We start from the raw sequence: 13304 nt of genomic DNA on the forward strand, positions 1-13304 counted from the left end.
ACGACGCTCTTCCGACCTGGCCACGGCTGGCGCAACGGCCTGCTGCTGGCCGCCTGCGCACTCGCGCTCGCCGCGTGCAGCCGCACGGAACCACAGCTGCCGCAGGCCCAGGGCAAGCCGGTCGCCAAGGAAAGCGCCGCCGACACGGCCAGGCCCGCGGCGTTCGCGGTCAGCGCGGCGCAGGCCGCGCAGTATCAGGGCCAGCTCGCGCTCGTGCTCGAATTCAACCGTACCGTCGTCGGCGCACAGGCCTTCGACGAACTGCTCGCGGTCAAGGACGCCAAGGGCGCGGCGGTCAGCGGCAGCTGGGCGCTCGACGACGACGGCAAGACCTTGCGTTTTCCGTACGTGCAGGCCAACCAGACCTATGCGGTCGCGCTGAAGGCCGGCCTGGCCGCCGCCGACGGCAGCACCCTCGGCAGCGACGCGACGCGCGAGATCTTCACCGGCCCGCTGGAACCGGCCGTCGGCTTCGCCTCGCAGGGCAGCGTCCTGCCGGCGCGCGACACGCGCGGCATTCCGGTGGTCTCGGTCAACGTCGCCGAAGTCGACGTCGAATTCCTGCGCGTGCGCGACAAGGAACTGTCGACGTTCTTCGCCGCCTACCAGAACAACGAGCGCCGCTCGAGCTACGACCTCGACGCCGACAGCGGCTGGTGGGGCCGCAAGGGCGCGCCGGTCGCGCGCATCGCCGACTCGATCTACGCCAACCGCTTCGTGCTCGGCGGCAAGCCGAACGAGCGCACCCTGACCTACCTGCCGATCCAGAACATTCCCGACCTGGCCAAGCCCGGCCTGTATTTCGCGGCGATGAAGCGCGCCGGCAGCTTCCAGGGCGAATGGGAGACGAGTTTCTTCTTCGTCAGCGACATCGGCCTGCACACGCGCGCCTATCGCGACCAGTTGTTCGTGCACGCGGCCTCGCTGAAGTCCGGCGCGGCACTGACCGACGTCGCGTTGTCGATACTCGACGCGAAGGGCGAGAGCGTGCTCGACGCGCGCACCGATGCCGACGGCAACGCGCTGCTGAACTATGCGCTGACGGCGAACCAGGTGCTCGTCGCGCGCAGCGGCAGCGACGTGTCGCTGCTGCCGTTCAACCAGCCGGCGCTGGATCTGTCGGACTTCGCCGTGGCCGGCCGGCGCCAGTCCTGGTTCGACGTGTTCGCCTGGTCGGGTCGCGACCTGTACCGCCCCGGCGAAACCCTGCGCATCTCGGCGCTGCTGCGCGACAGCGACGGCAAGCCGATTCCGCCGCAGCCGGTGTTCCTGACCCTGAAGCAGCCCGACGGCCGCCCGTGGAGCCAGGCCAGGCTCGAACCGCGCGAACTCGGCTATCTCGAATGGAGCCAGGCCCTGCCGGCCGACGCGCCGACCGGGCGCTGGCAGATCGAGTTCCGCCTCGATCCCGCGGCCAAGGAGGCGAACCAGGCGCTGAGCCTGCGCGTCGAGGAATTCCTGCCCGAACGCCTGAAGCTCGATCTCGCCGCGGACCAGGCGCGCCTGAAACCCGGCGAGAAGCTCGCGCTGGCCGTGCAGGGCGACTATCTCTACGGCGCGCCGGCTGCCGGCAACCGCTTCAGCGCGCGGCTGACCCTGGCCAACGACGCGCATCCGCTGGAGATGCACAAGGACTTCTTCTTCGGCGACGCCACCCTCGAACTGCCCAGGGAAGCGCGCGACGTCGTCGACGCGGCGCTCGACGAACGCGGCCGTCTGCGCAGCGAAATCGACGTGCTCGGCGAACTCAAGGCGAGCGCGCCCATCGCCGCGCTGCTGTCGGGCAGCGTCTACGAAAGCGGCGGGCGCAGCGTCACGCGCACGCTCAAGCGCACGGTCTGGCCGGCCGACGCGCTCGTGGGCCTGCGCCCCCTGTTCGATCCGAAGGAAGGTCCCGGCGCGAACGGCCGCGCAGGCTTCGAGCTGATCCGCGCCGACGCGGCCGGCGAGCTGCTCGCCGCGCCGGATCTCAGGCTCAGTCTCGTGCGCGAGAACCGCGACTATCACTGGAGCTACGACCGCGCGAGCGGCTGGCGCTTCGACTTCACGCGCAATTTCCAGACCGTCGAGACGCGCGACATCGCGGCGACCGCCGGCAAGGCGGTCCGCTTCGACGTGCCCGTGGAATGGGGCGGCTATCGCATCGAGGTGCTCGATCCGGCGACCGGCCTGACCATGCGCTATGCGTTCACGGCCGGCTGGAGTCCCGACGACGAGAACCGCGGCAAGGAGGCGCGGCCGGACAAGATCAAGCTCGCGCTGGACAAGGAGCGCTACCGCGCCGGCGACACGCTGAAGGTCAGCGTGACCGCGCCGCAGGCCGGCACCGGCCTGCTGCTCGTCGAAAGCGACAAGCTGCTGTACACGCGGCCGATCAGCGTGAAGGACACCACGACGTTCGAGATCCCGGTCACCGCGGACTGGGAACGCCACGACGTCTACGTCAGCGCGCTGGTGCTGCGCGGCGGCTCGGCCGCGAGCAAGGTCACGCCGGCGCGCGCGGTCGGCGTCGCCTACGTCGCCATGGATCGCAACGAGCGCAAGATCGCCGTGGCGATCAGCGCGCCGAAGCAGACCAGGCCCGAGCTGCCGCTGCCGGTCGAAGTCAAGGCGCCGGCGCTGGCCGGCAAGACTGCCTACGTGACCGTGTCGGCCGTCGACCTGGGCATCCTCAACATCACGCGCTTCGCGCGGCCCGACGCGAACGCCTGGTTCTTCGGCCAGCGCCGCTTCGGCGTCGATGCGTACGATCTCTACGGGCGCCTGATCGAGAGCTTCGACGGCGCGCTGGCCAGGCTGCGCTACGGCGGCGACATGGCGCCCGCCGCCCTGCCGCAGGCGCGCCGCCCGACGGCGAAGGTGCAGACCGTCGACCTGTTCTCCGGCGCGGTCAAGCTCGACGCGCACGGCAACGCGACGATCGAATTGCCGCTGCCGGATTTCAACGGCAGCCTGCGCGTCAGCGGCCTCGTGTTCGGCGAGGACCGCTACGGCGGTGCCGAGACCGAGACCGTCGTGCGCGCGCCGCTCGTCGCCGAAGTGTCGACGCCGCGCGTGCTCGCGCCCGGCGACAGCGCGACCCTGACCCTGGATCTCAGCAATTTCTCCGGCAGCGAACGCGAGTTCCACGTGCGTCTCGAGGCCGCCGCGCCGCTGCGCATCGCCGACGCCGTGCGCACGCAGAAGCTCGCCGACGGCGCGAAGAAGACCTTGCAGTTCGCGCTGTCGGCCGACGAAGGCGTCGGCGTCGGCAAGTTCCGCGTGATCGCCGAGTCGGCCGGACTGAGCCTGCGCCGCGACTTCGAGATCGCCGTGCGCCCGGCCTGGCCCGCGGTACTGCGTTCGGCGCCGCAGGTGCTGCAGCCCGGCGCCGGCCTGGGTCTCGGCGTCGGCGCGATGGAGGGCCTGATTCCCGATTCGATCAGCGCCGATCTCAGCGTCAGCGCGCTGCCGCCGCTGCCGTTCGCGAGCGCGCTGCGCGGCCTGCTCGGCTATCCCTACGGCTGCGTGGAGCAGACCACGAGTCGCGGCTACGGCGTGCTCGTGCTCGACGGCGACAATGCGAAGAACCTCGGCATCGCGCCGCTGCCCGAAGCGACGCGCCGGCGCCTGCTCGACGAGACGATCAGCCGCATCTCCGCCCTGCAGGTGCCGTCGGGGCATTTCTCGATGTGGGGCGGCGAAGGCGCCGTCGACACGATGCTGACGCCCTACGTGACCGAGTTCCTGCTCGACGCGCGCGACGCCGGCTTCGCCGTGCCCGAGAGCGTGCTGCAGGGCGCGCTCAAGCGGCTCAACGACGACCTGCTGTCGGGCGGCCATCCGTACTACGCCTACGACAACGCCGATCACCTGCGCTTCGCCGACCAGGCCTGGTCGGCCTACGTGCTCTCGCGCGTGCAGCGCGCGCCGCTGGGCACCTTGCGCACCCTGTTCGACAACGAGCGCGGCAAGTCGATCACCGCGTTGCCGCTGGTGCATCTGGGCATCGCGCTGCAGGCCAGCGGCGACGCGGTGCGCGGCCAGAAGGCGCTCGACGAGGCGTTCGCGAAGACCGTAGAGCGGCCGCGCTGGCTCGGCGACTACGGCTCCGGACTGCGCGACGCGGCGCTGATGGTCGCGCTGACCCATCGCGCCGGCCTGGACAAGCCGGCCTACGACGAGTCGGTCGTCGCGCTCGGCCGCGAGCTCGTCTCGCGCAAACCCGGGCAGCGCGTGCACTGGCTCAGCACGCAGGAACAGGCCGCGCTCGCGCGCCTGGCCAAGGCGCTGATCGCGCGCGGCGACAGCAAGGTCGGCGGCACTCTGAGCCTCGGCGGCGCAAGCGAAACCGTCGAACCCGCGACGATCTGGAGCCGCCGCTTCGACGCGGCCGCTCTGCGCGCCGGCGTGCGCTTCGTGCCCGACGCGAACGCGCCGCTCTACGTCAGCGAAGACGTCGCCGGCATTCCGAAGACCGCGCCGGCGGCCGACGACAGCCAGATCCGCATCGAGCGCCGGTGGTATGCGCTCGACGGTACGCCGTGGGACGGCGGCGAACTCAAGGAAGGCGAAGGACTGATAGTCGGCATCAACGTCGAGGCCAAGGAAGCCGTGCGCGACGCCTTGCTGATCGACCTGCTGCCCGGCGGACTGGAGATCGAGAACTTCAACCTGACCGATGCGAAGCAGTGGGCCGACGTCGTCGTCGACGGCGTGCAGATCGCCGAACGCGCCTACGCCGCCGACGTGCGCCACGAGGAGTTCCGCGACGACCGCTACGTCGCCGCGCTGAACCTGTCGGCCGGACAGCCCGCGCACGTGTTCTACCTCGTGCGCGCCGTGTCGCCGGGCAACTACCGCGTGCCGCCAACCACGGTCGAGGACATGTACCGGCCGCAGGTCCGCGGCGTCGCGCGCAGCGAACCCGCGCGCGTGACGGTGGTACAGCCGTGAGCGGCCGGCCGCGGCGTCGTTCCGGCCGACGGTGGATTGCGCCAGCCGGCTTCGGATGACGAAGGCGTGAGGCGAACCCCGCCATCGCATCCGACTGCCAGGCAACCGGTGCGCGAAAGGCGCCGCGCGCAACACGCAGGCCGGGCCGTTTCGGCCCGCCGCCGCAGCGGACCTTAGCCGTGCCGGAAGCCGCGCGCGCCGCTACGCTTTCGCCACCGACGACGCGCGGCGCCATGCGCGCGTTCGCCCTCGCCTGTCGCGGCCTCCGCCGGCGCTGGATGCGCGCGATCATCGCCGCCGTCGTCGCGACCGTGCTGCTCGCCGTCGTGCTCGACCGGCTGTTCCCGTTGCCGCTGCCGGACGAACGCGGCGGCAGCAACGTCGTGCTCGCGCGCGACGGCAGGCCGCTGCGCGCGTTTCCCGACGCCGACGGCACCTGGCGCTACCCGGTCGCGCCGGACGCGGTTTCGCCGTTGTACCTCGACGCGCTGCTGACCTACGAGGACCGCTGGTTCCGCCGCCATCCGGGCATCAATCCGCTCGCGCTAGCGCGCGCCGCGGCGCAACGCCTGCGCTACGGGCGTACGGTCTCGGGCGGCTCGACCCTGACGATGCAGGTCGCGCGCATCCTCGATCCGCATTCGCGCAGCGCGCTCGGCAAGATCAAGCAGCTGCTGCGCGCGGTGCAGCTCGAAGCGCATCTGAGCAAGGACGAAATCCTCACGCTGTATCTGAATCACGCGCCGTTCGGCGGCACGATACAAGGTGTCGAAGCCGCGTCCTGGGCCTATCTCGGCAAGCCCGCGGCGCGGCTCAGCCACGCGGAAGCCGCGCTGCTCGCGGTGTTGCCGCAGGCGCCGAGCCGGTTGCGTCCCGACCGCCACGCGGCGCTCGCGCAGCGCTATCGCGACAAGCTGCTCGAGCGCATGCGCGAGCTCGGCCGCTGGGACGCGGCGACCGTCGCCGACGCGCGGCGCGAGAACGTCGCCGCGCGGAGCCTGGAGCCGCCGCTCGATGCGGCGCTGCTGGCCCAGCGCCTGCGCGCGGCCTATCCCGCTGCGCGCAGCCTGCGCTCGACGATCGACCGCGAGCTGCAGGCGGCGATGGAAGCGCGCGTGCAGAACTATCTCGCGCGCCTGCCCGAGCGCACGTCCGCGGCGCTGCTGCTCGTCGACAACGCGAGCCTGCAGGCGCTGGCCTACGTCGGCTCCGGCGCCTATGCCGACCCGCAGCGCCTGGGCTACGTCGATATGGTGCGTGCGGCGCGTTCGCCGGGTTCGACCTTGAAGCCGTTCCTCTACGGCCTCGCGCTCGATGACGGCCTGATTCATTCGGAAAGCCTGCTCGTCGATGCGCCGCAGTCCTTCGGCGACTACCGTCCCGGCAACTTCGACCAGGCCTTCAACGGACCGGTCGCCGCCGCCGAGGCGCTGCGCCTGTCATTGAACGTGCCGGCCGTCGACCTGCTCGACCGCGTCGGCCCGGCGCGCTTCGCCGCGCGCCTGGCCAATGCGGGGCTGACCTTGCACTGGCCGCGCGGGGCCGGGCCCAATCTCGCGCTGATCCTCGGCGGCACCGGCGCGACCTTGGAAGATCTGGTCGGCGCCTATGCCGCGCTCAATCGCGGCGGCCTGGCCGGCCGGGTGCGGCTACAGGCCGGGGACGCGCTGGCCGAACGCCGCCTGCTGAGTCCCGGCGCGGCGTGGATCGTGCGCAGCATGCTCGAAGCGAACCTGCGGCCGGGCCAGAGCCGCGACACCTTCGATCCGGGGCGGCGCGCGCGGCTGGCCTGGAAGACCGGCACGTCCTACGGATTCCGCGACGCCTGGGCGCTCGGCACGACGCGGCGCTACACCGTCGGCGTCTGGGTCGGCCGTCCCGACGGCACGCCGGTGCCGGGCCAGTACGGCGCGATCACCGCGCTGCCGCTGCTGTTCCAGGCCGTCGACAGCCTGCCGCACGCGGCCGAGGACGCCGCGCCGGCCGCCGCGCCGTCCACAGTCGCAGAAATGGACATTTGCTGGCCGCTCGGCACGGCGTTCGAGCCGGCGCAGCCGCAGCTGTGCCAGGAAAAGCGCAAGGCCTGGATACTCGACGGCGGCGTCCCGCCCACCCTGCCCGAGCGCGACGCCGGCAACTGGCACGATGCGCGCCTGCGCCTGCGCGTGGATGCGCGCAGCGGACTGCGGCTCAGCGGCGGCTGCCATGCCGCGCAGGAACGAGAGATCGTCGTCGCGCGCTGGCCCGCACTGGCCCAGCCCTGGCTGCCGCACTGGCAGCGCAAGGCCTCGCAGCTGCCGGCGCTCGCGCCGGGCTGCGCCGACGACGGCCTCGACGCCGGCGCGAGCCTGCGCATCGCCGGCGTAGCGCCCGGCAGCAGCCTCGTGCGCGCGCCCGGCAGCACGCGGCCGCCGCATCTGTCCCTGCGCGCATTGGGCGCCCAGGGTGTCGTGCAATGGCTGGTCAACGGCCGCATCGAAGCGACGCTCGACGCGTCGCGCCCGTTCGAGCACGACTTCGGCGAAGCCGGCCCGCAGGCGATCACGGCGCTGACGCGGGCCGGCAACTATGCACAAGTGGAAATCCAGGTCTTGCGCTGAACGCCGACGGCGCGCGTGGCGCGTCCGGCCTGGGCGGGCTCGCCCGCCGGCGCGAGACTAGGGCAGGCCGGCAGCGTCCGCCGACGACGGCTGGAACGGATAGACCGTGATGCGCAGATCCGCGGCGAATCCGGCGATGCGGCGCAACTGATCGCTGCCGAGCAGGGCCAGGCACGGCGGCCCATCCGTGCCGCCCTCGAAACCGTAGTCGAACACGCGTCGGTCACAGCGCTGCCACAACGCCTGCAACGGCGGCGGCAGTGCCTCGAGCAAGGTCAGGAAATGCTCGGTGCAGGCCGCGGCGTCCTCGCTCAGCGCGCCGCGGATCACCGCTTCGAGCGCGAGGCGGAAGCGGCCGGCATCCTCCTCGCAGTGCAGCACGAAGACCTTGTTGCCGAAATGCGCGGCCAGCGGCGCGAGATCCTCGCCCGATTCAAGCTCCAGATCGAGGTTGATGAAACTGGCGGCAGCTGAACCGTTCATGCGCAAGCACCCGCAGCGATGACACCGAGACGGCCATCCTCGCACAGGTCGCCGCGGAGCGACGCCGGTAACGGAGCGTGCGCTGGGCTGCGCCGGCGCGACCGCGGAGTCCCGCTCGACAGCCGTTGCGCTTCGCGCAAGGCCGTCACCGGCGCCGCGACACGTTGCGCAGATGGCCGATCAGCCGCATCGCCCGCCAGACCGCCGCGGCGACGAACAGCAGTACCCCGGCGACGAACGCGACCGACGGCAGCCGCGGCGGCTGCAGGCGATTCGCGTAGACGACGAGCGCGTGCACGTAGCCGAGGAATACCGCGAGCTGCACGGCGAAGCCGGCGTTCTGGCGGCAGAGGAAGTCGACGGTCGCCGCACGACGCTCGGGCGCGAGCCAGTAGTCGCGATGCGGCAGGTTCAGCGGCGTGCGGGGATTGCGCAGCAGCCGGTCGGACAGGATCGCGACGAACAGCGGCAGCGCCGCGCCGAACACGAGCATGAAGCCGAGGTAGCCGGCGCGCGGCAGCGCCGCGTCGGCGCGGCCGGGGGCGCTGAAATGGGAAGCGACCTGCGCCGGCAGCAGAAACCCGGTCAGCACGATGAACGCCGCAAGGCCGGCGACCGCGACGAACACCGGAGACAACGATGACGATCGCATGGCGGTGCGCCTGCAGGAGCGAGTGGCTCAGGCTAGCGGTGCACGATGGCGGCGTCCAGGCGCGCGCTGCGCCGGCGCAGCCGTCGGCATACACGGCAGCCAGCTCAGTGCGCGGGAAAGTCCGCCGCGCCGTTCAGTGCCGCCGCAGCGGCCTCGGTTCTGCCAGCGGCAGGGCCGCGGGCTTGGCATCGGCGCTGCTGCCGCAGGCGCCGCAGCTGCTGCAGCCGCCCGAACTCGCGCAGGCGCTGCCGACCTTGGCCGGAATCCGTGCGCGCAGCGCGGCGCCGCGGCGGCGCAGCAGAGCCGGCAGCCGCGGCGACTCGAGCGCACCGGCGATCAGCGCGAGCGTGCGGCCCCAGACCGACGGCAGGTACTTGCGCAGCACGCTGAGCGCGCTGAACGCGACGAGCACGGCGACGATCGCGTACTGCCAGGCCAGCGAGGCGTTCATGACGTCAGCATCCGCGTGACCTGGTAGGTGACGAACGAGGCCGCATAGGCCAGTGCGAACAGATAGCCCGCGGCGATCCAGACGTTGCGCCAGGAATTGGTCTCGCGCCGGATCACTGCCAAGGTGGAGAGGCACTGCGGCGCGAAGATGTACCAGACCAGCAGCGACAGCGCCGTCGCGAGCGGCCACTGGCCGGCGATCAGCGGGCCGAGCTCGGCGGCGATGGTGTCGTCGCTGCCCGACAGCGCATACACCGTGCCGAGCGCCGAGACCGCGACTTCGCGCGCGGCCAGGCCCGGAATCAGCGCGATGCAGATCTGCCAGTTGAAGCCCACCGGCGCGAACACGACTTCGAGCGCGCGGCCGATGCGACCGGCGAAGCTGTAGTCGATGGCCGGCCCGGTCGCGCCATCCGGCGGCGCCGGGAAGCTCGACAGGAACCACAGCAGCACGGTCAGCGCGAGGATGATGCCGCCGACGCGCTTCAAGAAGATCCAGGCGCGCTCCCAGAGGCCGATCGCGAGATCGCGCGGATGCGGCCAGCGGTACGACGGCAGCTCGAGCAGCAGCGCATGTTCGCTGCGGTCGCGGCGCAGGCGCTTGATCACGAACGCGACGGCCAGCGCGCTGACGATGCCGGCGACGTAGAGCGCGAACAGCACGATGCCCTGCAGGTTGAAGACGCCGGCGACCGTGCGCTGCGGAATGAAGGCCGCGATCAGCAGGGTGTACACCGGCAGCCGCGCCGAGCAGGTCATCAGCGGCGCGACCATGATCGTCGCGAGGCGGTCGCGCGGATCCTGGATGCTGCGCGTGGCCATGATGCCCGGGATCGCGCAGGCGAAGCTCGACAGCAGCGGAATGAACGAGCGGCCGCTCAAGCCCGCCTTGAACATCAGCCGGTCGAGCAGGAACGCCGCGCGCGGCAGGTAGCCGGATTCCTCGAGCGCGAGGATGAACAGGAACAGGATCAGGATCTGCGGCAGGAACACGAGCACGCTGCCGATGCCGGCGAACACGCCGTCGGCGAGCAGGCTGCGCAGCGGCCCTTCGGGCAGCGCGGCCACACTGAACGCGCCCAGCGCCTTGATGCCGTTCTCGATCGCGTCCATGAGCGGCTCGGCCCAGGAGAACACGCTCTGGAAGATCAGGAACATCAGCACGCCGAGCAGCACCAGGCCCCAGACCGGATGCAGCGCGACGCGGTCGATCGCGTCGTCGGTCGCCGCCGTGCGCGTGGGCATGCGGACCGTCGCGGCGAGCAGCCGGCGCACTTCCGCGTGCAGGTCCAGATCCGCGGGACCGGCGTCGGGCAAGGCCGGCAGCGGACCGTCGATGCGCTCGATCAGCGCGCGCGCGCCGGCGCGCCTGACCGCGACGGTCTCGATGACCGGAATGCCGAGTTCGCGCTCCAGCGCGGCGATGTCGATGCGGATGCCGCGGCGCGCGGCCGCGTCCATCATGTTCAGCGCGAGCACGACCGGTACGCCGAGGCGGCGCACTTCGAGCACGAAGCGCAGGTGCAGGCGCAGGTTGGTCGCGTCGGCGACGCAGACCAGCAGGTCCGGCCGCGTCTCGCCGGCGGCGATGCCGAGGCAGACGTCGCGCGTGATGGCTTCGTCGGGACTGGCCGCGTCGAGACTGTAGGCGCCCGGCAGATCGAGCAGGTCGACGACGCGGCCCGACGGCGCGACGTAGCGGCCCTGCTTGCGCTCGACCGTGACGCCGGCGTAGTTGGCGACCTTCTGCCGGCTGCCGGTCAACAGGTTGAACAGCGCGGTCTTGCCGCAGTTGGGATTGCCGACGAGGGCGATGCGCAAAGCCGTCTCCGCACTGCTCATGGGGTCGCTCCGGCCGCCTGCAGCCAGACGCGGGCCGCTTCGCTGCGACGCAGCGCGAAGCGCGTGAAACCGATCTGCACCAGCAGCGGATCGCCGCCGACCGGCCCGCGCGTCACGAGCTTCACGGGCTCGCCGGCGACGAAGCCCAGGTCCCGCAGGCGCCGGGCGATGGGATCGGCGCTGCCGACGTCCTCGACCTCGCGCACGACGGCCGTATTGCCCGGAAGCAGTTCGGAAAGTCGCACAGGCAGATACGCTTTGAATAAGAATGGTTCGCGATTATATCCGAACGCGGCCGTTGCGGCGCTTCGACCTTTGCCGGTCCGGGCGGGCAGCCGTCGGGATGCAGCCTGCGAGCGCTGTGGAAACGGCCCGCTCGCGCGTCGATCTCGTAAGCGTTTGATTCCGGGAGCGCACGTACGCCGTGTCGGTGTCATCCGATGGCGCGCCGAGCCCGAGCGGGCTGCCCGACGTCCGGCCGGATGTCCGGACCTGGGGCTCGGCCTGGCCGCGGGCGCGCCGTTATCATCCGGTTTTCCCGGAGGGAGGGATCCATGACCGCCACTGTCGCGCTTGCCGTCCGCGGCGCCGTCGCCGAGGTTCGCCTGAACCGTTCCGGCGTGCACAACGCCTTCGACGAACAGCTGATCGCCGAGCTCACGGCGACCCTGCAGCGCCTCGACGCCGACCCGGCCGTGCGCGCGGTCGTGCTCACCGGCGAAGGCGCGTCGTTCTCCGCCGGCGCCGACCTGAACTGGATGCGCGCGATGGCCCAGGCCAGCGAAGCGGACAACCTGGCCGACTCGCTGAAGCTCGCCGCACTGATGCGCACCCTGAACTATCTGGGCAAGCCGACGATCGCGCGCGTGAACGGCGCCGCCTACGGCGGCGGCGTCGGCCTCGTCGCCTGCTGCGACGTCGCGATCGGCGTGGACGGGGCCAAGTTCTCGCTGTCGGAGGTCAAGCTCGGTCTCGTGCCGGCCGTGATCTCGCCGTACGTGATCGCCGCGATCGGCGCGCGCGCGGCGCGGCGCCTGTTCATCACCGGCGAAGTGTTCGACGCGGCCGAAGCGCGCCGCATCGGCCTGCTGCACGAAACCGTCGCGACCGGCGAGCTCGACGCCGCCGTCGAGCGCTGCCTGCACTGGCTGGCCAAGGGCGGCCCGCTGGCCCAGGCCGAAGCCAAGCGCCTCGCGCTGTCCATGGCCGGCATGACGCCGGAACACCAGCAGACCGTCGACGCCGGCACGGCCGCGCTGATCGCGCGCCTGCGCGTCTCCGCCGAAGGCCAGCACGGCCTCGGCGCGTTCCTCGACAAGCGCGCGCCGGACTGGGCGCGGGAAGGCTGATTGCTGCGATGGATTCGGGCGGGCGGCGCGAACCCCATCCCCACCCATACCCTCCCCTTGAAGGGGAGGGCTTGATACGGCGTGCGCCGATGGAAGAGAACCGCGCAAGAATTGCGCACGGCTGGCCGGTTCCAACATCTGAGAGATCGCGGGAAACACCCTCCCCTTCAAGGGGAGGGTATGGGTGGGGATGGGTTTTTGCCGCAGCGCCGAACCTCATCTCAGAATCCACCGAGCCCACGACGCGCAAAACGCCGATGCCTGCAGCGGAGGACCGTCACATCCTCGTCGTACCCCGGCGAGGAGACACCCCATGCACGGCCAGACGAACGCCTTCATCCGCCGCGCGAAGATCGCGCGCCGGCTGCGCCGCGATGCCACCGACGCCGAACGCCGGCTCTGGCGCCACCTGCGCCTGCGCCAGCTCGACGGCGCCAGGTTCCGGCGTCAGCATCCGGTCGGCAACTACGTGGTCGATTTCGTCTGCCTCGAACGCCGGCTCGTCATCGAAGTCGACGGCGGGCAGCATGCCGACGCGCGCGACGAACGGCGGGATCGCGATCTGCAGCGGCGCGGCTTCGCCGTATTGCGCTTCTGGAATACGGAAATACTCCGCGACGAAGAATCCGTGCTCGTACGGATCTTCGACGCGCTGCTCCAGGGCGCCGCCGACCGGCGGCGCGAAACCGCACGAGGACCCCTGACATGCTCGACCACATCGGCATCACCGTCGTCGACTTCGACCGCAGCCTGCGTTTCTACGGCGCCGTGCTCGCGCCGCTCGGCTACGGCGTGGTCATGGAAGTCACGCCGGAAATGACCGGCACCGACGCACGCCATGCGGGCTTCGGCAAGGACGGGAAACCGGACTTCTGGATAGGCACCGGCGGCAGGCCCACGCGCGACGGCCTGCACCTGGCGTTCGCCGCGGCCGACCGCGCCGCCGTCGACGCGTTCCACGCGGCCGCGCTGGCCGCGGGCGCGAAGGACAAC

10 protein-coding genes are annotated in these 13304 nt (G+C 71.4%); 5 read left to right on the top strand and 5 right to left on the bottom strand.

Features of this window, described 5'->3' with window-relative positions; translation table 11 throughout:
• Positions 1-39: 39 nt before the first annotated feature.
• Both NON22_RS12045 and pbpC read left to right on the top strand, forming a co-directional pair.
• Positions 40-4935, top strand: coding sequence for an alpha-2-macroglobulin family protein (locus NON22_RS12045; protein ID WP_306673782.1), 4896 nt, complete (start codon positions 40-42; stop codon positions 4933-4935).
• Between the two features lie 233 nt (positions 4936-5168).
• Complete coding sequence (pbpC, locus tag NON22_RS12050) at positions 5169-7535, top strand: penicillin-binding protein 1C (protein ID WP_425507973.1); 2367 nt, start codon at positions 5169-5171, stop codon at positions 7533-7535.
• A gap of 57 nt (positions 7536-7592) precedes the next feature.
• On the opposite strand, the gene NON22_RS12055 is transcribed toward pbpC, so the two are convergent.
• The 5 genes from NON22_RS12055 to NON22_RS12075 form a co-directional block, all read right to left on the bottom strand.
• Positions 7593-8018, bottom strand: a complete 426-nt coding sequence (locus tag NON22_RS12055) for a hypothetical protein (protein WP_257387180.1) — start codon at positions 8016-8018, stop codon at positions 7593-7595.
• A 145-nt stretch (positions 8019-8163) separates the two neighbouring features.
• Complete coding sequence (locus NON22_RS12060) at positions 8164-8670, bottom strand: pepsin/retropepsin-like aspartic protease family protein (protein ID WP_257387181.1); 507 nt, start codon at positions 8668-8670, stop codon at positions 8164-8166.
• A 133-nt stretch (positions 8671-8803) separates the two neighbouring features.
• The gene (locus NON22_RS12065; RefSeq protein ID WP_257387182.1) at positions 8804-9121 is read right to left on the bottom strand and encodes a DUF6587 family protein; all 318 of its coding nucleotides are present in this window, start codon (positions 9119-9121) and stop codon (positions 8804-8806) included.
• Positions 9118-10962 carry a ferrous iron transport protein B gene (gene feoB, locus NON22_RS12070; protein ID WP_257387183.1) on the bottom strand — a complete coding sequence of 615 codons (1845 nt, stop codon included), beginning with the start codon at positions 10960-10962 and terminating at the stop codon, positions 9118-9120. The genes NON22_RS12065 and feoB overlap by 4 nt, the downstream gene beginning before the upstream one ends.
• Positions 10959-11207: a FeoA family protein gene (locus NON22_RS12075; RefSeq protein WP_257387184.1), complete on the bottom strand. Its 249-nt coding sequence runs from the start codon at positions 11205-11207 to the stop codon at positions 10959-10961. Before NON22_RS12075 ends, feoB begins: the two co-directional genes overlap by 4 nt.
• A gap of 309 nt (positions 11208-11516) precedes the next feature.
• Between NON22_RS12075 and NON22_RS12080 the strand changes: the two genes are divergently transcribed.
• From NON22_RS12080 to NON22_RS12090, 3 genes are all read left to right on the top strand, one after another.
• On the top strand, positions 11517-12311 hold the full coding sequence (locus NON22_RS12080; protein WP_257387185.1) for an enoyl-CoA hydratase-related protein: 795 nt from the start codon (positions 11517-11519) through the stop codon (positions 12309-12311).
• Between the two features lie 313 nt (positions 12312-12624).
• Positions 12625-13131: an endonuclease domain-containing protein gene (locus NON22_RS12085; RefSeq protein ID WP_257387186.1), complete on the top strand. Its 507-nt coding sequence runs from the start codon at positions 12625-12627 to the stop codon at positions 13129-13131.
• Positions 13017-13304, top strand: a 288-nt coding sequence (locus NON22_RS12090; protein ID WP_257387187.1) for a VOC family protein, incomplete at its 3' end; no start/stop codon positions are given. The genes NON22_RS12085 and NON22_RS12090, both read left to right, overlap by 115 nt.

The sequence above is a fragment of the Tahibacter caeni genome (assembly GCF_024609805.1).
GTDB lineage: Bacteria > Pseudomonadota > Gammaproteobacteria > Xanthomonadales > Rhodanobacteraceae > Tahibacter > Tahibacter caeni.

Coding starts and splice junctions, on each gene's coding strand:
- NON22_RS12060 (WP_257387181.1), bottom strand. CDS start 8,670: ATGCGATCGTCATCGTTGTCTCCGGTGTTCGTCGCGGTCGCCGGCCTT.
- feoB (WP_257387183.1), bottom strand. CDS start 10,962: ATGAGCAGTGCGGAGACGGCTTTGCGCATCGCCCTCGTCGGCAATCCC.
- NON22_RS12055 (WP_257387180.1), bottom strand. CDS start 8,018: ATGAACGGTTCAGCTGCCGCCAGTTTCATCAACCTCGATCTGGAGCTT.
- NON22_RS12085 (WP_257387186.1), top strand. CDS start 12,625: ATGCACGGCCAGACGAACGCCTTCATCCGCCGCGCGAAGATCGCGCGC.
- NON22_RS12065 (WP_257387182.1), bottom strand. CDS start 9,121: ATGAACGCCTCGCTGGCCTGGCAGTACGCGATCGTCGCCGTGCTCGTC.
- pbpC (WP_425507973.1), top strand. CDS start 5,169: ATGCGCGCGTTCGCCCTCGCCTGTCGCGGCCTCCGCCGGCGCTGGATG.
- NON22_RS12080 (WP_257387185.1), top strand. CDS start 11,517: ATGACCGCCACTGTCGCGCTTGCCGTCCGCGGCGCCGTCGCCGAGGTT.